Origin of the sequence: Streptomyces sp. MMCC 100, from assembly GCF_041538145.2 — a bacterium.
In the GTDB taxonomy this organism is placed as follows: Bacteria; Actinomycetota; Actinomycetes; order Streptomycetales; family Streptomycetaceae; genus Streptomyces.
Genome location: NZ_JBGORK020000001.1, coordinates 732,415 through 751,710 on the forward strand (window position 1 = coordinate 732,415; position 19,296 = coordinate 751,710).

Sequence of the window (19,296 nt, forward strand, 5' to 3'; positions counted from 1 at the left end):
GTCAGAGCGCGAGCGCGTGGGCGAAGAAGCCCAGGTCGGGGTTTTCGGGCGTGCCCACCAGAAGTGCCCGGTCGAGCAGGCCGTTGCCGTGCTCGCAGCTGGTCTCGGGCAGCAGGACGCACGCGTGGCAGGCCGCACGGTTGATGCCGTTCGCACCACCCGTCTCCGTCTCCATGCACAGCGGGTCGGCGGAGCACCACTGGGCACGACGCAGGGCGGAACCCAGAGTGCCGACCAGTCGCCGGGGTTCGCCCTGTGCGACCAGACCGCCGAGGCTCCCGGCGGAGTCGCTGGTCGCCGTGTAGATCAGGGATCCGGCCATGGTGTCGTCGGCGTAGAGCCGCTCGCGGAGGGAAGCCGCTGGGTATCCGGCCTCCAGGCTCCACTCGTTGATGAGTATGTGCGACAGCGTGTGCAGCAGCACCATGCGGGGGGTCGCGGGCGAGATGGGCGCCTCCGTAGAATCGCCGGCCCGTTCTCTCAGCACTCGGTCGTGATACGTGCGCATCTGCTCGACACGTTCGGCGACCGCGCCAGAATCGGCCCACGAGTCCAGCCGTTCCTCGTCGAGGCGCACGAAAACCCCTTCGCCGTGCACCTCCATGGCTGGGAGCCAGTCGGTCGGCGTCAGGGACAAGGGGGCCTCGTGGCCCTCCACGCTCGCCTCCGGGTCCGCGATGCGGGTGAAGGCCTTGAGTGCGCGCACCTCGCGCAGCCGCTTGACCAGCATCGGTCTGCCGACGCCGAAGGGTGCGAGAGCCGCGGCGTCCGAGACCGGAGGCTCACAGACGAACTGCTCCTCGCGTCCCTTGTCCCGCAGTGCGTTGCCCGCGCAGAGGCGCTCGTACTCCTGGCGGCGCAACGCCTGGTAGCGGCTCACCGCAGCAGCGTCCGACTCCGCCTCCTGTGCCGGATCATCTTCCTGCTCGGCGGCCAACAGCTTCATGACAGCGTCGACCGAGACGGAGGGGTCGCCCGGGAACGCGCCCTTGAGGTAGATCTCGATCTCCACACGGGACGAGTACGCACGCAGGTTGTCCCAGTGCTTCGAGAGCTTGGCGGCCAGACCGTCGCTCCACGGGGGGATGGACAGGGCCGACTTCAGCACCGGTTGCCAGACCGAGGACGAACCGCGCTGGAGTGTGCGCGGCGTCTGGGCGCAGAACTCGGCGGGCGCGTCCTTGAGCCACGGCCGCCTGCCCTCGCAGCGCACCCCGAGGTCGGTCAGGGCCGAGCGGCGGAAGGCACCCTCCATGGACACCTCCGGCACACCACACGTGCACGAGACGAGGACGGAGCGCAGCGAAGCGCTCTGCCCGGAGAAGCGCATACTCATCCGCCCGCTGCAGTGCCCGGTCGCACCTTCCTCCCGGTTCTTGCGGTGCAGCCACTTCCAGTAGGGAAAGTCGTCGAGGTGACCGTCCTCGCAGGCCATGACGAATCGGGACGGGACCAGCGGCTCGTCGTCGCAGTCCGTGCACACGTTCTTCCCGGGGGGCGGATTGAAGCCTCGTACGTGCTGCAGGGACTGACACGACGGGCACGAGTGCCACAGCGGGAAACGGCGGACGCGTACACCGTCCTTGCTGGTGTCCTCGGAGGCCGGCGGCAGCCGGAAGTGCCGCACGCCCAACACGTGGGCCAGACGATGTTCGTGGATGATCGGTGCCTCGTCGAGGGTCCAGCTCCGGTGGGCGTCATCGATGCCGGAGACGACGAACGATTCGTTGTCGACCGCGATGAGCGATCCCACGCCGTACGTGGTGATCATCTGGGATCGGCGAACGGACCCGCGACGGGGAAGAGCCAGGCGAGGTGCGGTCGAGTCGCCGTCGGCGCGACGACGGCGCCGCGCGGGGGGTGGGGTCATCGGGAAGCCTCCAGGAAGAGAGCGGACTCGGCGTCGACGTCGCGCAGGCTCCACATGGTGCGCCAGGCGTCGCCCTCGGACTCGTCGTCGTACGGTTTGAGAAGAGCCGGAGTGGGGTTGCCGCGACGGGGTTCGTACAGCAGCCCGCCGTACGCGCTCGCCGACTCCTGCCACCAGCCGACGAACTCGTCGAACGCGTCGGACGTGTCCTGCAGCTCGGTCGCGTCGATACCGGAGACCCGACTCGTCAGCAGAGGCTTGATCTCCGACTTCAGACGGTCCACGTACGAGTCGATCCGACCGGCCGCGTCGTTCTCGCGGGCTTCGGGGATGAGGATGCGAGCCAGGGCCACGACCACGGCGTGCAGGCCCCGGTCGCGAGACCGGGCGGAGAACGGGGTGACCGACGTCGACTCCACCTCGCGGTACAACGCGGAGTGGAAGTGCAGAAAGCTCTCGTAGTGCGAGCGGTCACGAGGACGCATGCTGTTGAGCATCACGGCGACGAGTCCCGGATGGGCACGCCCTACGCGGCTGGTGGCCTGGATGTACTCGGCCGTGGTCTGGGGCTGGCCCATGACCGCCATCAGGCCGAGGCGGTCGATGTCGACACCGACGGCGATCATGTTCGTGGCCAGGAGCACGTCACGGACGTCGGGACTCGGGTAGCGCTTCTCGATCTCCTTGAGCCGGGCGGGGATCAGGCTCGCGTCGACCCGACTGGTCAGCTCCGAGTAGCGGTTGGAGGGGCGTACCTGCGTGCCGTCACGCTCGGCGAGGAGACGCAGATAGTCCTCGACGTCGTCGTTCACCTGGAGCTCGGCGGCCGACAGCAGACGGAGGCTGTTGAAGTAGCCGACCAGGGTCCAGTACGCGTCCCGGACCTGGTCGCTCGTCTCCGCACGCATGGCCTGGTGCAGCAGGGCGGCGTAGGTACGGATGAGGAGGGTCGACTGGCTGGTTCCCGGGGCGAGCAGGCCCACGTAGCGGCGGCTGGCCTTCTCCGCCGGGTCGGTCTCCACCGCGAACCAGGAGTCACGGGCGTCCAGGCCGGCCGGGGGGAACTGACGCACGTCCCGGTCGAAGAGGTTGCGTCCCTGGTCGGCGGCGCGACGGATGGTCGCCGTCGAGGCGATCACCTTCGGCTGGTCGGCGAGAGCGTCGACGGCCGTCTCGTACAGTCCGGTCAGCGTGCCGAGTGGGCCCGAGATCAGGTGGAGCTCGTCCTGGACGATCAGCTCGGGCGGCGGAGTGGGGTCCTTGGCGCGGTCCCGGTTGAACAGCGCGGCGGTCTCCTTGCGCCACGGCATGGAGGCGAACTTGTCGACGGTCGCGATGACGAGCGTCGGGCGGGCCTTGTAGACGGTTTGGTCCACCAGGTGCACAGGGAGGCCGGAGGCGAAGGCGCAGTCGGTGTTCGGACAGCACACGTCCATGCGCTCGTCGTCCTCGTCCACCGTGTAGTCGTGGGCGTCCATGGCCGTGCCGCACCAGGGACAGGCATGGAGCTGCACCGGGTTCTCGGTCTGCAGGCTCTGCCCGCCGCGCAGCTTGTCCAGCTTCCCGGCGGCCGTCTTGAGATCGTTGGGCGTTGCCGACTTGCCGACCCACATGCCGATCGAGACGGCCTCGTCGCCCAGGCGGTCGGGGGCGGCCAGCCGCATCTTCTCCATGGCGCAGATGAGGATCGTGGCGCGCTCGAACTGCTGAAGGGTGAGCAGGCGCAGTGTGTAGCGCATGAGCACGGTGACGCCCCCGCCGGCGACTTTGTCGCGCAAGCGGCGCAGAAACGTGGTGAAGGCGATCAGCCCGAGATAGGCCTCGGTCTTGCCACCACCGGTGGGGAACCACAGCAGGTCCGACACCCGGCGATCGGCGTGGTTGGGGTCGTCGATGCCGGACAGGCACAGGAGGATGAAGGCGATCTGGAACGGCCGCCAGCGCTGCTTGGCCATGTCGGGCGTGCCCTCACGGCCGCCCTTCACCCAGGCGCTGCGTGCCCGCTGCTCCGCCATGGCCCGGTTGGCCAGTCTGAAGGCCTCCATGACCTCGGGTTTGTCCGCCAGGACCTGGACGCCCTCACGCATCCGGCCGAGGGCCTCACGGCAGGAGTCGAGTTGGGCGAGTGCGGCCTTCTCGTAGGTGGTCCCGGCGAGAGCCGCGGCCTCCGACGCCTTGGCCTCGATCCACTGCTCGTATCCGCGCGTCAGCGCGTGCAACGCGTCGAGCACCTCGGCTTCGGTGGCCTGGGCGAGGCCGAGCATGCCGAGTGCGGAACCGTAGAGAGCGTCGATCTCCGGGTTGGAGTCGGTCAGCAGCACCTCGTGCGTGGGCACGAACTCGGAGCGGACCTCTGTGACACCCGCACGCTCTATGTCGGTCAGACCGATCTGTGGTGGTGACCAGTCCCAGTCGGCGGCGCAGCCGTGCCCCACCGCGAAGGTGGGAGCGTGTCGGTACAGCAAACGACTTGTGGCCAGCTCCGAGTCGACGGCGGACACCTTGGCGGGACGTTCGACGAAGGCGGATCCGCCGTTGCTCGCCCGAACCCGGAGGCCGGGCTGAAAGAGGGCGAACGCGTCCTGGAGCTCCCGCTCGCCCACTGTGTGCTTGTTGATCAGGGTGACGGTGACGGTGACGGTGCCGGACCTCACGTCGACCGGCCGGACGAGAACGTGGAGCTCCACGCCGTCGGCGAGAGTGGGAGCCGGGTCGAGTACACCGGGTGTCGTGACGTCGACGGTCGTGTTCGGCAGTTCCAGTTCCCTGCGCCGCCAGTGCTCGCGTTGATCGATGGTGGATCGCGCCTCCGCCCGTCGTGCGGACACGGGGCGCCCGTCGGTGTCCACGGGGTCGTACACGGCGGCTCGCGCGGAGACCACGATCTCGGGGCCGATCTCGGGCGCCACGGCGAAAGTGAGCCCCATCGTGGAAGGGCGTCGGTCGGCCGAGGCGGGTGGTCGGCCGGACCCCTGTCCTTCCTCCTTGTCGTCCTTGCTGAGCAGCGGCGTCTCGTCCAGCCCTTCCTGCTCGGCGGCGTCCTCCCGTACCCGCAGGTGAGCCTCATGCCCGGCGGCTCTCGGGTAGAGCACACCGATCGGGTAGCGCGTGATCGGGGCGTCCTGGGTCAGAACCTCGACGGGGTCGTCCCCTGCCTCGACGTCGGGTCCGAGGAGCTCGCGGCGCAACCCGGCCACCAGTTCCTCACGGACCCGGTAGTGCTCGGCATGTCGGCTCTCTTCGTTCGTCATCCTTGCTCCTCCCCGTCGGCGCGTTCGCCGCGTCGATACCTTCCGATTCCGGTGATGCGAGGAACGATCCACACACCGTTGTCGCCGAGTCCGGCGTTGACCCCCGCCGCCGTACTGCCCGCGACCGTCTCCAGCGTGTCCACCCGCAGGCCGAGGATCTCGGCGGGCCAGGTGACGTCCCACGAACGCGAGACCATCTCCACGGCATGCAGGTCCCGACGGAAGCGTTCGGACGCCTCCCCGACGATTCGACCGCGGTGCACCAGGTCGTACGGCGGGCTCTGGTCGGGGCCCGCGGGGAACGGATGACGCCTTCGAAGCGTCACCCCGTCGCCGGAACGGACGTGTTCCAACAGATAGGTCTGAGTCTCGGCGGCGGACGACGCGTCCGGGTCGTGCGGGACAGGTGGAGTCTCGCCGTGCGTATCGCCGGGCAGGGCCTGGATGCCGTAGCGCTCGTACTTCTTCCAGCCCCCCAGGTACCAGCGGCCTGTGGGGCGGTGGCGTCGTATGCTGGCGGTGTCGGGGCCGGCCACGCGGTACAGATCCTCACGGGTCCGTGTCATCGCCACGTAGAGAGCCCGTGCCTCGGCGGGTACGTCGAGATCTGCGTGGACCTTCTGCAACTCGGCGACGGAGGGCGGGGACAGCAACAACACCCGGTCGTACTCCAGGCCCTTGGCCCGGTGGACCGTCGAGACGGTCAAGCGAGCCTTCTCCGAGTCGCCCAGCTCGTCGGGGAATCGCCCTTCGGCCACCAGACGCCGTACGGCGGCAACGTCGACGAGGCCGCGTCCGGTGCGTCGGGTCGCGGCACGCAGCGACCGCCAACATCGGTCCGGATCCGAGGCGGGAGGCAGCGGGATCTCCGTGAGCAGCTCCAGAAAGCGGGACTCGGTGAGAGTCAGGGACTCCGCCCGGCGAAGCAGCTCGGCGACCCAGTACGGAACCGGTCTGTCCCGCAACGAGCGTTTCAACGTGTGCTCCACCCCGTGCTCGTGCAGGAGTTCCGAGACGGCGAGGGCCTCGCGGTTGTCGCGAGTCAGGATCGCGCAGGTCTCGGGGTACGCACGCAGGGCCTCCAGTGCGAAGTCCCCTGCAAGGTCGCCCAAATCGGGCAGGCCGAGAAGCCGGTCGCGAAGCTCGGAGTGGAGCGTCGTGGCCTTGGTCTTCCTGCCGCTCTCGGAACCTCCCAGGCTCTGCAGACGTGAGCCGACGACGAGGGCGGTCCGCGCTTCTGCGGTCGTCGCCCGGAAGTTCCGGGTCAGACCGAGCTCGACGAGGTCGTCGTACGACATGCGCAGCCACTCGAAGAACCGATCGGTCTCCCCGTCCCGCTCCGCCGGGTCGGTGATCTGAAAGCCGTAGATGCCCTGGGCCGAGTCGCCGACGACGGTGAAACCGCACGAACGCTGGAAACGGTCGAGCAGCGTCTCCACGAGATCCCGACGGTCGCCCACCAGGTCCTGCGCCTCGTCGATCACCACGTGCGAGGGGGCACCGGTCTCGCCGGCCTCCACCGCGCCCTTCTCGATCGCGTCCGTGGCCGCGCGGATGCGTTCGTCGAAGCTCCGAGCCGCCCATTCCTCGTCGGGGTAGGCCTGCGCAAGCAGCTGGTACGCCCAGGAGTCGAAGGTCTGGACGCGCACCCTGCGGGCTCGGTCGCCGTGCCGTGAGATGCGGTCCCGCAGCTCACGGACCGCCGCGCGGGAGAAGCTCAGGACGAGGATCTCGCCCGCTTCCAGTGCCTCTTCGGGATCGTCGTGACCCACCAGTGCGTCGAGGCGTCGGACGACCGTGTGCGTCTTTCCGGAGCCCGCCCCCGCCGTGACCAGCAGGCGAGTGTCCCAGGGGAGGTCGACCACGGCCCGCTGCTCGTCGGTGAGCGGAGGGCTGTCGCCGTAGGCGTCGGTCACTTGCTGCTCCACAGGTGCTCGAACTGGGTGAAGGCGAGGGCGGTGTCGAAGTTCTGGACGTTGTCGCGGACGTTGAGGATCAGGCAGGTCTCCTTGCCGCCGTTGAGCGGTCCTCTCAGGCCGCGGCCGATCATCTGCTGGTAGACGTTGGGGCTGTACACGGGGCGGGCGACGACGACGGCCCGGGTGGCAGGGGCGTCGAATCCCTGTGTGAGAACGCCGTAGTTGGTCAGGACGCGGATCCGGCCCGCCCGGAAGTCGTCGATGCGTCGGCGACGGTCGCTGGGCGACGTGGTCGAGTCGACCGCGGAAGCGGTGATCCGCAGGTCGCGGAGCTTCGCGGCCAGGTACTTGGCGTGGTCGACCGACGTGGCGAAGACCAGCACCGGCCAGTCCTTGGGCATGTCCGAGATCTCGGCGACGATGCGGGTGTTGCGGTCGTGGTCGTCGGCCAGACGCTGTTCGGCCGCCCTGGACAGGATGCTGAGCTGCTCGGCCCGTTCCTTCTCCTCATGGGTCAGGGTGATCGTGCCGCCTCGGAGCAGCCGGTGCTCGACCTGCGCGAGCATGCCGAGCCTCTGGAGTTCGGCGTACGCGTCGCCGTCGAGGAAGACCCCCTCGTCCAGGCGCCGGCCCCCGAAGCGGTTGATCAGGCGGCGTGTCTCGTCCTGGTTGGTGTTGCGGAACGGTGTGGCCGTGAGCCCGAGAAGGTGACGATCGGTACGGGCGGCCGTCAGACCGAGGTGCGCCAGGATGTCGGTGTACCGAGGGGTGATGGCGGTGTGCGCCTCGTCGACGATGACCAGGGCGGCGCTCCGCAGCCAGGCGTAGGCGTCTGCGGCGAGACAGTTGGGCTGCTGGAGCTTGGCGTCCGTGGCGACGACCAGCTGTGGACGGTCGGTGACCGGGCCGGCCTCGTTCGTGGACCACAGGCGGTTGATCGCCAGCGGTGCCTCGGCACCGACCTTCTCCCACACGAACTTCCAGCTCTGCACGGCTTGTTCGCACAGTTCCTCGGTCTGCGCGATCCAAAGGATTGGCCCGTCGAGACGACCCACCTGCTTCACCCACCGGATCACGGCCTCGGCGGTGACCCGCGTCTTGCCCGCACCGGTCGGCAGGGACAGCATGCCGCGCTGCGGGACCATCCGGTCCAGCATCGCGAAAACGTTGGCGGCCAGCCGTTCCTGGTAGTCGTGCAGGCGAGGAAAGTGGCGCGGACCGTCCACGTCGATGCGCGGATCCAGGGACGGCGTCCGGAAGCCGGCGTAGGCGTCCGGGAAGCCGTACTCAGCCACGAAAGCCACCGCGCTGGAAGCACCGGTGAAGGACGACGGGGCATGGCCGGGGTAGCGGCCTTGCAGGTCGCGGGCGTGTACCTGCAGAACGCTGTCCCCGTGTGAGTTGACCGCCATCTGCGCGACGCGCCGACCGTCGGGATCGACGCCCCCGTTCTCCGCACGCTCCCCGTCCATCAGACCGGCCGGCAGGCGGTCCCGCAGCGTCTCCGATCCCAACAGCAGCAGCAGTTTGTCCACCACGTCGTCGGCCTGGCGCACGGCCTTCAGCGTGCTCTTGACCTTCTGGTCCTCCTCCTGACGCTGCTGAGCCGCGAGGACCTGTCGACAACCGGCGGCGCCCATGCGCCAACGCAGCTCCCGGTCGACGGCCATCAGGGCTTCGAGAGCGTCGGCCGGTTCCAGCACGAGGACCGTGGAGCCCTGCAAGCTGCTGTTCAGCGTCGTCGGGTGCATGCCGTTGGGGGTGCGCTTCACCTCTTCGAGGACCTTGCAGCGCTGCAGCGAGTACTGCTCCACCTTCGAGCCGTGAAGCTGTCGCAGGGTGGGGTAGACATCGCTGAGCGGCATCGGCTCGCCGGAGGGCTCGTGTCGGGTCTCGCGGCTGATCACGTCGGAGTACGGAAGCATCCCCCACTGCTTCACCAGCAGTGCCGCGTCCTCCGACGATGCGGCCAACAGGGCCGGCAGTCGTTCGGAGCGAAGCTCCCGGTACTCGTTCTGCGACGCGGCGACGGCGATCTCACCGTCCGGTCGTGTGTCCCATTCGTCACCGACGCGGCACCTGGTGAGCGAGTCGTCGGGGAAGGGGACCTCGAGACGCGTCAGCAACACGTATGTGTTGCCGACGAACGCGTCGTCCTCGCTGTGCTGGAGCTTGTCGAGGAGTCGGTTCCAGAACGAGTCGGGTACTTCCTCGACGTTGGTGGCGAGGCGGAGCTTGCGTGCCTTCTCGGCGCTGATCGCGGCGACCGGCAGCATGTCGCTGTAGGCGTCGAGCTGGGGACCGACCGCCTCGTGCAGAGGCCGGATGCCTTGCGACGTCGGGACACGACCGTGGCGCTTGAGCATCCAGCGCATCGGGGAGGCCACCGCCCTACGGGTGCCGACCTGGGCGCCGACCTGGAGTGTCCAGTTGTCGACGAGGGCCTCCTCGGGCAGTGTTCCGAGGAACTTGGCCCTCGCCTCGTCCGACAGCTCGGGCAGCAGATGCAGGGGACCGCCGATCGCGGCGCCCTCCAGCTTCATGCGGGCGAGGGTGGGTCGGGACGCCTGGTTGGGCAGGGTCCCGCAGTAGGCCTTGTGCATGGTCTCGCGGTACTGCTCGAACCAAGGCTCCCCCTCGGGGCGGTGGCCCGCGGTCGGGCGGTCCCGCAGCCCGACCTCGCGGAAGAAGGCCATGTCGTCCGAGTGGAACCGGCCGTCCACGGTGACTGAGGGGTCCGATTCCGGTGTCACGACCGGGCCGGGCAGCAGGCAGTCGCGGATCGCCCGGTAGCTACCGGCCGCCGTGCGCACGTGCAGCGTCGACGACGGCTCGGGGACGCGCCGGATCACCTCGTGCGAGAGCTGGCTGCTGCCGGCTTGGTGGAACAGCTCCCAGAACCGGGTCCACTCCTGGGGGCCGTACGACGCGAAGCCCTGGTCCAGGACGCTGACGAAGCGCCCCCGTACGTCGGCGTCCCGGATGCCGAGAGCGGCGAGGGCACTGGCGAGCGACGGGTCCTCGGACAGGGCCGTGTCGACATACACGAGGGACTCGCGCAGACCGTCCTGGTCGGTGCGTCGGAACACCTTGCCGACCACCGGTGCCACCATGCCGTGTTCCTCGGTCAGCACGATCCGTGCGGCACGGGCCTCGTCCGCGTAAGGAGACGCCGACTGGACCATGTCGGCGACGATACGGATGGCTGTCGCGGAGGCGCCGGCGCTGTTGTCGGCGACCAGGGCCTCCAACCACTCGCGAACCGAGGCGCGTTCACGCTTGGACGCCCTGAGAACCTGTTCCACCTTGCCGGAGCGCAGCGTGTTGGCCTCCACGGACGGGTGGAGCCAGTCGGCGGGGCGGCCGGAGTAGGAGTTCCACAGGCTCAGCCAACGGAGGAGCGACTGGTTGTCCTTGCCGAGCGACGGGTGGATCTTCAGGTCGCGAGGTACCCGCAGTCTGCCGTCCTGGTCGGGCAGCGACGGACGGTGGGCCGTGGCTGCCCAGATCTGCTCGGTCAGGTAGCGGTCCGCCCAACTGACGGTCTCCGATTCGCGGGGGCGTCCGGGAAGAAGCGAGAGGTATGCCGCGGGGTCCTCCGCAGGGGCCAGCTTCGGCAGCGACTCGACCACCAGGCGGGCCGCGACACGGATCATCTCCTGGTTGAACGGTGAGGAGTCCAGCAGGTTCTGTCGGTCCTCGTTGGTCTTCCAGGCTCCGTTGAGGATGCCGCTCAGCGTCATCTCGTACTTGGTCGGGAAGAACGACCAGAACCGGCCTCGTCCCCGGGTCGAGGACAGAAGTCCGGCGGCATCCTTCTCGTACTCCGGCACGGCCCACGAGAGGTCGAGGGAGACGCGGTCGTGCAGCTCACCCGCGCTGGAACGGGCCTGGACGGTGGGCTCGTGCGTGAGGGTGAACACGCGCCACCGGCCGGCCGAGGGGGTCCTGCCGGGGCGCTCCTCGTGGACGACGTGCTGCTCCCGCTCCCGCTCGACGGTGAGAGTGCGTCGCACGACGGGGCGCGGACGACGATCCTCGAGGACCACCTTGGCCACGTGCGGCGAGAAGAGCTGGAACCCGACCGGAAACTCCTCTCGACCACCGGTCGACTGTCCGCCGTGCATGTCCTGGCCGAGACGGTCGGCGGCGCCGTCGAGCAACGGCAGACGGACGACCGTGGTCGCCCAGTCCAGGAGTTCGTCGAGCACACGGTCGGCGGAACGCTCCGCGGCCACGTCCAGTGGGCGTGCCATGCGCAGCACCGGGGCCTCGAACTCCTCCCCGAGCCGGGCCCTGACTTCGGGAACGGATCGGATCTGGGCATACGCCCACTCCCGGTCGAACCCGAAGGATCCTGTCCGGCTGAAGAACTGTGGGGCATCGGTCACCACGAGCACGGACTTCACGCCGACCCCGAAGCGCCCGATCTGCCCACCGCGTTTCCGCGACATGCTCATCCGGAGAATCGTCTCGGCCCCTTCCGGGGTGACCGGCGTTCCTTCGTTCGCGCAGTAGAGATGGGCGTCCGTCAGGACGACATGAGTGCGACCACCGGGCTCGGCCGCGATCTCGTCCGCGGCGTTCTGCACGAGCTCGAAGAGCTGCCGATCACCATATCCGCCCTGAGTGATCCGCCTTTCTCCGTTCGCGTGCTCCGGAATGAGACCGGGGTCCACTGCATACGTCTGGAGAACGCGGGAGGACTGCTCGACCACGGTCTTGAGCACGGGGGTCAGTTCGGGATGCACTGGACTCCGATCCGAGGTGATGGGGCCTGGGTTGTGAAAGTGATGCTGGTGGCAACACGCACGGTTGATCAATCGGACGCGGTTGCCATGACGTCGGTTGCGGCGGTGCGCGGGCCGCTTCCGAGGAAGCTACTGACTAATTCGAACAAGGTGTTCCGAGGCAGCGAGAATCACGAGAACGAGGGATGGGGCTGGGGCGTGTGGAAACGTGAGGAATCCTGCGTGCCAATGGTTGTGACACCGCCACGGAGCGTAAAAGTGAATTGGCGGCACACCTCTACCAAAACGTCGAAGAATGGTTTTTTCTGAGACGGGTGGGGCCGCGGAAAAGACCGTACCCGGCTTTTTCGATGGGGCGCAAGAGGGTTCGATGACGAATCTGGGAGCGGCAAATCGGTCAGAGCGGACTTATGGGGCTTGCTTGTGCTCGACGAGTCCTTGTGGGGCGGGCTCGTGTCAAAGGCTGTTTGACAGATTGCCATCTGTCAAACGATGCGAGGTAGGGTGGTCCTGCTGTCCGACGCAAGCGAACCAAGATCCGAGAGCAGGTGACCGTGGACGCAGGTGAGGACTTCGGTCCATGGCTGGCGCGGCAGTTGAAGCTCGCCGACATGACGCAGACCGAACTGGCTCAGGAGGTGGAGGTGACACGCGCGGCGGTCTCCGCGTGGATCACCGGGCGCGCCGCCCCTCGGCCCGAAACCATCGAACGCATCGCGCGTGCGCTGAACACCGACCTGGCCACGGTGCACACGCGTACGACGGACACTCAGGCCGGCCTCCCCGTCGGTTGGTACCACCGCCCCGGTCACGCCGACGGCGGTCGCGAGCTGGGCAACGCCGCCGCGTTCGCCTTCGACGCCGATGTCGAAGTGCTGGCTCGGGAAACCTGCCAGAACAGCCTGGACGAGCGCATCACCGCCAACGGCCAGCCCGTGCGGGTGCGTTACACCCTGCACGAGCTCACCGGCGAGAAGCTCGCGCGGTTCCGAGAGGCGATCCAGTGGGACGACCTCTTCCCGCACTACGAGGTGGCTGCCGCCCAGGACCAGAAGGTCGGCCGGGTAATCGACGCCGGGCTGCGCGACATGTACGACCACGACCGTCTCGTGCTGTTGCGGGTGGACGACTACAACGCCGCGGGCCTTACGGGTGACGACTACGAGGACGGCCGCTTCGCGGCGGTGGTGCGACGGCAGCTCGACAGCCACAAGTCCGGCAAGGGGGCGGGCGGTTCGTACGGCTTGGGCAAGGCGACCCTGTGGGCCACCAGCCGGCTCGGCCTGGTTCTCATCAACTCCACGTTGTCGGAACCGCACGAGGGCCGCACCGAGCGCCGCCTCGTCGGGCGGCTCGACCTGCCGTGGCGGCGGGTCGGCGGTCAGGCATGGGCGGGGCCCGCATGGTTGGGGCGGCCCGATCCCGACTCCCCGGGGGCCGCGGTGGCCCGATCGTGGTGGGCGGACGAGGAGACCGTCGAATCGCTTCACCTCACGAGGGAGAGCGGCGAACCCGGGACGTCGTTCCTGATCGTGGGGGCGCACGACGTTGCCAGTCTCGTCGACGCGAGTCGGGAGTTCGGGGACGACGAGGTCGACGACGACTTCAGCATCCAGGGGATGCACCACAGGCTGGTCCAGGCTCTGGGCCGGAACTTCTGGGCCGCGATGACGGGTGGCGGTGACCGGCTGCCCTTGTTGGAGGCCTCCGTGCGTACCCTGCGCAACGGAGAAGTGGTCGTTTCCGAGGAACGTGTGGACCCCACCGTGACCCAACCCTCCCGAACGCGGGCGTTGAGGGCTTTTCTGGACGGTACGACGGTCGAGCAACTCACGGAGTCCGGTCAGGTCGTGGCCACCACCGTACCCATGAGTCTTCCGGTCGCAGGGGGCGGACGAGGTTCTGCGGGAGAGCACCACGCCGTGCTCCTGGTGACCGACGCCGAGGACATGGACGGAAAGCCCAACCGCGTCGTGGCGATGCGTGGCAACCGCATGACGGTGAGGGACGCCGCCGTTCCGGGGCTCCCCCTGTCCGTCAATCCCTTCCAGGCCGTGCTGTTGGCCGGTGAGGCCGCAGGTCCACGGGCTCCGTACGCGGCCGAGGCGGAAGTGTTCCTGCGGGCGGCCGAGCCCCCGGAGCACAACAAGTGGGGCCAGACCGAGGAACTGACCCTCACCTACTCGCCCTCGGCCTACCGGCGGATCGCCTCTCTCACCCGAGAGACCAACGCGGCGATCAAACAGCTGGTGGCTCGCCCCAAGAAGAAGTCGAAAGCGGGCGGAGGACGGCTGGCGCCGAAACTCACCGTCGGCACGAAAACGAAGCGGGCCCGGCTTTCGGCGGCGACCCTGCCGGTGCTGGAGGAACTGGACGCCCAGGTGCTGGACGGCGGCGCCTGGCAGGTCACCGGAGAGATCCGGATTCCCGCCGGCGGCCACGTCTGGAGGCTTGCCCCGGTGGCCAAGTTCGAGGTGCGTTCGGGCCCTCGACCCACCATCGCGTGGGCCGAACTCGTGGGGGTGGAAAACTGCGAGGTCGTGGACGACACGCTGCGCTTCGCCGAGAGGGCCCGCTCCGCTACGTTCCGGGGAGTGACCGACCCGACGACACACGCCGTAAGGACGAGTCTGAGTGGCCTCGTGGTCGAACTGCGCGCCGCCGAGGGAGAGGTGTCGTCGTGAAGGTCTTCCCGTATCCGCGCCTGCGCGGCACGGTCTCCCTGCGCGTGGACGCGGCCAGGGTCAAAGCGCCCGAACAACCACGTGAGCAACTCGACTCTCGCGCCCGTTCCGTGGTCGAGCGCGTCGTCGCCCTCGGCCTGGCGGAGACGGAGGACTGGGAGACCGCCGCGCTGACGGTGTCGGCGACGATCCCCTCCAAGGCAACGGAACCGGGAGGCCCCTGGTCGGAGGTGGTTGTGGTCGCCGTACTCACGGACAGGGCCACCAACACCCGGGTCACCGCGAGGCTCGTCCCGGAGACGGAGGGCGGTCGCGAATGGCGCGGCGACCTGAAGGTGCTCCGCTCCGACGTGTCCGAGCGGGCCACCCTGACGGTCCAGGTGGTCGCGACGGTCGACGGCGTCCCGGGACGGATCATCGCGGAAGCGGTCGACGACTGGGTCGTCGACACGAGAGGCGACGTCCCGACTCGGGAGCAGAGCTTCGACATCAAGGAAGTAGGTTTCGCGAAGGGCCCGCAGTGGCTGCGGAACTTCGTCGACGCTCCTTGGATCGTGAACGCGTCGGGACGACTGCCCACTGTGCACATCAACACCGACTTCGAAGGCATCACCGACGTCCTGAGCGCCGAGGGGCGCGGACCCGAGGGCCTGGTCAACGAACTCATGGTGTCCCAGATGGCCGCCGACGTGTGGATCGCGGTGTTCCACTCGGCCATCGGCGACCTCGAGATCGAGGACGACGGCACCCCGTTGTTCCCGCACGGATGGCAGGGTGAGGTGCTGCGGGAGATGCTGCCTGACGTGGTTCCCGACCGGTCTCTCGAGGATGCCCTGCGTGAAGTGCATCGGCGGCGCGTGGGCGTGACCGGGTGGACCGAACTGCAGCCGCGTGTTCAGTACGCGGCCATGCGTAGGGCCGAGGTGCCCAGGGCGCTCTCGGAGACCGTGCGTGGCCTGAACAAGCTCAAGCGTGAGGACGAGGCGTGACGGAGAGGCCCGACCATCTGCCCGAGTACCTGGCTCGGCTCGCCGACGAGAACGCGGCCAGGTTCATCGCCGACGGGTTGCTGTCCGGCAAGGACAACGTCCCCGCGATCACTCTCAACCAGGCGACCGAACCACTGCCGGAGAGCCCGCGGATGCGGCTTCGTTCCGTACGGGATCTGATCGACGACGCGATGTACATCTACCGGGACGACAGGCCGACACAGGCCGATGCCTGGCTCGCCCCACGGTTGCACGCGATTCTTCGCCTGACGCGCGAGGAGGCCGCGGATTCGGCGTTGTGGAACTACATGGCTCTCGGGGTGGCACCCGACTTCGTGGTGTGGCGGCACTTCTCGGAGCAGAAGAGGTCCGTCAACGCCCGTTACTTCAAAGGCCCTTACCACAAGCAGGCCTTCGCTCGGCTCTGGTGGTCGGCCGAACTGTTCCGGGACGGGTCCGACTACGAGCCAGTCGTTGTCGCCTGCGGCAATCAGGACATGTTGAACACGGTTCTGCGACTGGACGTGATCGACCACAGGCCCACGGCCCAGGCGCTGGCCCGCATGTTGAAGAGGGGCGTCGTCCGCACAGGACGCGACGCGAACGCACTGGGCAAGGCTGTCAACACGGCGGCCGCCACTCTGATGTACGACGTGATCGCGCCGGACGCGGAACGAGACGCCGGGGCGGCACGACGGTGGATCGACGAGGCGGAAGAGGGGCACTCCGTGCATCACCGTCCGCTTCCCACCGGCCCCGCGGAGGAGCCTGCTCCCGAGGCGTCGGTGGAGCGCCTGACCGAACTCTTCGGACAACTCTTCGCGGACGCGCCCGTGCGCGGGAAGGAGAAGGAAGAGGCCGCTGAGGAGGACTGATCCGAGTCGGCCGCCCGACCTTGGCCGTGCGACGAGTGCAGAGCCGTTCTGGCGGCACGACGCAGTCGGCCTCGGACAGGCCCTGCTCGGCCAGCAATTCTCCAAGGTCGAAGAGATGCCGGAGACGAAAGCGGAATCTCTTCGACCTTGCCACGCCGGGGTCAGAGACCCTCCGTCACTCCAGCGGGACTGTGAAGGGGGCGCCAGGTCTTGAGCTTCTTGATGGCGGCTTCTCTGCGGTCCTCACCCAGTTCCAGCGCCGTGCACAGGATGTGCACCCCCAACAGGGGCGGGATCGCATTGCCGATCTGCTGTGCGACGTCGGTGCCGCGCCAGGGGTACTCGGCAGGGAACGTTTGCAGCAGGCCCGCTTCACGAAAGCTGAAACGGTCTTGTTCCGGCCCCAGTTCGGGTTCTCCGTCGCTGTCGTAGCCCTTGAGGTCGAAGACCATGTTGCGGCGAACCTTGCCGGTGACGGTGGCCGCCGGTGCGTCGGAGACGCGGAGTCCCCGCTTCTTGGGATCTCCCCCCGACCCGTAGTTGGAGCGCACGACGAAGTCCGAGGCACGCGATTCCCTGAGCGCGTCGCCCATCGAGACCCACGGCTTCACCGAGGGCGGGGTCTGGGAACCGAAGAGCGACTTCTGCTGGAGGGCGTTCGGCGCGCTCGCGAGATCCCGCGTCACGGGGAGACGGGTCGCGCCCTTTCGGTAGCGCTGGTGCGTGAGGGGCGGGAACTCCAAGCCTCGGCCTCTTCCGCCACCACGGTAACGGGCGATCAACACTGCGCGGCGACGAGTCTGTGGTACCCCGTACTCCTCCGTGTGCAGGATGTCGCACTCCGCGTCGTATCCGAGGTCTCGGAGGATCTGGCGGTACTTGTTCCACACCGGGAGGACCGTGGGGACCTGCTCCAACACGACCACTTCGTAGGGGTCGGACTTGAGCATCTTCTCGACGATCCACCGCAGCGGCTGGAGTACGAGGCCGGTTCGCTCATCGGCCCATTCCAGGACGACGGCTCTCCGCTGTACTTCCGCCCAGGCCTGCTCCAGCGCACCGACGGACTTGCTGCCACCCACCAACTCGGCCAGATCCGTCACCTCGTCGAGGGCCCGGTGCCCCTCGCGGTTGCCCGCCACCGAATACGTCTGGCAGGGCGGTCCGCCTGCGAGGACACGCGCCGAGCGAACCTCGGGGTCCAGTGGGTTCACCTGCGCCACGTCGCCGATTTCGGTGCTCCGCAGGTGCGCGGCGTCCCGGGTCGCGCGGGTCGACTTCTCCCACTCGACGCCGATGGCGGGCACTCCGAGCACCTCTGCGGCAATGTCCAGGCCGCCCGGCCCCGCGAAGAGATCAACAATCACGGGTGCGCCCTGGTTCGTGTCCGGGAGTGGTGCTCGGGTCATGATGTGGAAGTGTAGCCGGCTGCGGGTGGTTCTTGACCTGCGGTTCGGCCGTTCGTCAACGGAGCGCGCGGGCGATGGCCAGGCCGAGCGCCTCCCCCACCGGAGGCGGGGAGGCATGGCCGATCTGTCGATATCGCCCGGTTTTCTTGCCGGTGATCTCCCAGTCCTTGGGGAAGGACTGAAGGAGGGCTGCCTGATCAACGGTGATCTTCTTCAGTGGGGACCCGGACTGGTCCGATTCCTGAGTACCGTCCGGCCCGGGCACCTCGTCGCTCAGCGAGACGGCATTGACGCCCATACGGGCCCAGGCCTTTTTGGTGCCGGTGGGGCCCAGGTCGGCACCGCCGCGATTCTCCGAGCCGCCCACCAGGGTGGGTGCGACGCGGTTCGCCTGCCACGTCCAGTCGTCGGCCCCGGTCCAACCGCGCTCCGACATGGAGGAGCGCAGGGCTTCACCCACGGTGACGTGTTCGGTCACCGTGGCCTCGGGCGGGCGGAACCGGTCGGTGAATCGTTCTTCGAGGGCCACCATCACCCCTTGCCGTCGATCCTGCGGAACACCGAAATCAGCGGCGTTGACGATGAACCAGTGAAAGCCGTATCCGAGGTGCAGAAGCTCCCCTCGGATGAAGTCGCGCACCTCGTCGAAGGCGACGCCGTCCACCAGTTCCGGGACGTTCTCGATCAGAAGAGCGCGGGGCCGAATAGCGTGTGCCAGATAGACGGTGGCCTTGAGGAGCTTGAGTTCCTGTCCCGTTTCGACCCTTTTGGTCGTTGCTGACGACTTGACGCGTGGCAGGCCTGCCGACAGAAGGTCCACGTCGTAGCTCACCTGGTGCTCGAATGGGTCGAAGTCCAGGAGGTCCGTTTCGAGAATGTTCCAGGACGGCCTGTTGTGTCGCAGGGTCTCGCATGCCTGCTTGTTGCTGTCCAGGAGGAGTACGGGGTCAAAGCCTGCATGCTCAAGCCCCAGCGCGAGACCTCCCGCGCCGGAGCACACGTCGACCGAAGTCAGCCTCTTCAATGCGTCCCCCTCCTTCTCCATTCCCCGAGCCCCGGGACAGTCCCGCCGATCAACCACGACGACCGGTTGAAAGCACGGTCGCCCTGACCGTGGTCGCCACGTCGCCCGGCATCTCGTGCTCCCAAAACCGCAGGACCGTCCACCCTTCCGCCTGCAGATGCTCGGTCGTCTCGGCATCGCGGGACATGTTCTTGTCGAGCTTGGCCCGCCACCACTCGGCGTTCGACTTGGGCTGAGTGGCGTGCTGCGGGCAGCCGTGCCAGAAACAGCCGTCGAGGAAGACCGCGACCTTGGCCCTGGGGAAGACGATGTCGATCGTGCGGCGGGTCATGCCAGGCACCGGCACGTTCACGCGGTAGCGCATGCCCGACGCGTGGAGCAGTCGTCGCACCGCGATCTCCGGCGCCGTGTCGCGGGAGCCCTGGCGACTCATGCGGGCAGACACGGCGGCTGAGGAGGGGATGGGCTCGGGCACGCTGTCATTGTGCCGGCGATCCTCGTGCAGGTAGTGAATCAGTCAGGGC

At 68.1% G+C, this 19,296-nt stretch carries 10 protein-coding genes; 3 read left to right on the top strand and 7 right to left on the bottom strand.

Going from position 1 to position 19,296, the window contains the following annotated elements:
* Position 1: 1 nt before the first annotated feature.
* Genes drmB through ABS735_RS03485 form a run of 4 tightly spaced genes read right to left on the bottom strand, consistent with a single transcriptional unit; the run spans position 2 to position 11,791 of the window.
* Complete coding sequence (gene drmB / locus ABS735_RS03470; protein ID WP_373899905.1) at positions 2-1,870, bottom strand: DrmB family protein; 1,869 nt, start codon at positions 1,868-1,870, stop codon at positions 2-4.
* Positions 1,867-5,121, bottom strand: a complete 3,255-nt coding sequence (locus ABS735_RS03475) for a helicase-related protein (RefSeq protein ID WP_373899906.1) — start codon at positions 5,119-5,121, stop codon at positions 1,867-1,869. The genes drmB and ABS735_RS03475 overlap by 4 nt, the downstream gene beginning before the upstream one ends.
* Positions 5,118-7,037 (bottom strand): UvrD-helicase domain-containing protein, encoded by a 1,920-nt coding sequence (locus ABS735_RS03480; RefSeq protein ID WP_373899907.1) that lies wholly within the window; start codon positions 7,035-7,037, stop codon positions 5,118-5,120. The genes ABS735_RS03475 and ABS735_RS03480 overlap by 4 nt, the downstream gene beginning before the upstream one ends.
* Positions 7,034-11,791, bottom strand: coding sequence for a sacsin N-terminal ATP-binding-like domain-containing protein (locus tag ABS735_RS03485; RefSeq protein ID WP_373899908.1), 4,758 nt, complete (start codon positions 11,789-11,791; stop codon positions 7,034-7,036). Before ABS735_RS03485 ends, ABS735_RS03480 begins: the two co-directional genes overlap by 4 nt.
* A gap of 554 nt (positions 11,792-12,345) precedes the next feature.
* On the opposite strand from ABS735_RS03485, the gene ABS735_RS03490 reads away from it, so the two are divergent.
* The 3 genes from ABS735_RS03490 to ABS735_RS03500 are packed head-to-tail and all read left to right on the top strand — an operon-like array spanning position 12,346 to position 16,339.
* A complete protein-coding gene (locus ABS735_RS03490) occupies positions 12,346-14,475 on the top strand; it encodes a helix-turn-helix transcriptional regulator (RefSeq protein ID WP_373900216.1) in 2,130 nt (709 codons plus the stop codon).
* Positions 14,472-15,464, top strand: coding sequence for a hypothetical protein (locus ABS735_RS03495; protein WP_373899909.1), 993 nt, complete (start codon positions 14,472-14,474; stop codon positions 15,462-15,464). Before ABS735_RS03490 ends, ABS735_RS03495 begins: the two co-directional genes overlap by 4 nt.
* Positions 15,461-16,339 (top strand): DUF6339 family protein, encoded by an 879-nt coding sequence (locus ABS735_RS03500; RefSeq protein WP_373899910.1) that lies wholly within the window; start codon positions 15,461-15,463, stop codon positions 16,337-16,339. Before ABS735_RS03495 ends, ABS735_RS03500 begins: the two co-directional genes overlap by 4 nt.
* A gap of 161 nt (positions 16,340-16,500) precedes the next feature.
* Here the strand turns inward: ABS735_RS03500 and ABS735_RS03505 are convergent, their stop codons facing one another.
* Genes ABS735_RS03505 through ABS735_RS03515 form a run of 3 tightly spaced genes read right to left on the bottom strand, consistent with a single transcriptional unit; the run spans position 16,501 to position 19,247 of the window.
* Positions 16,501-17,748 carry a DNA cytosine methyltransferase gene (locus ABS735_RS03505; protein WP_373899911.1) on the bottom strand — a complete coding sequence of 416 codons (1,248 nt, stop codon included), beginning with the start codon at positions 17,746-17,748 and terminating at the stop codon, positions 16,501-16,503.
* A gap of 55 nt (positions 17,749-17,803) precedes the next feature.
* Positions 17,804-18,793: a DNA cytosine methyltransferase gene (locus ABS735_RS03510; RefSeq protein ID WP_373899912.1), complete on the bottom strand. Its 990-nt coding sequence runs from the start codon at positions 18,791-18,793 to the stop codon at positions 17,804-17,806.
* Between the two features lie 28 nt (positions 18,794-18,821).
* Positions 18,822-19,247: a very short patch repair endonuclease gene (locus tag ABS735_RS03515; protein WP_373899913.1), complete on the bottom strand. Its 426-nt coding sequence runs from the start codon at positions 19,245-19,247 to the stop codon at positions 18,822-18,824.
* Positions 19,248-19,296: the final 49 nt, after the last annotated feature.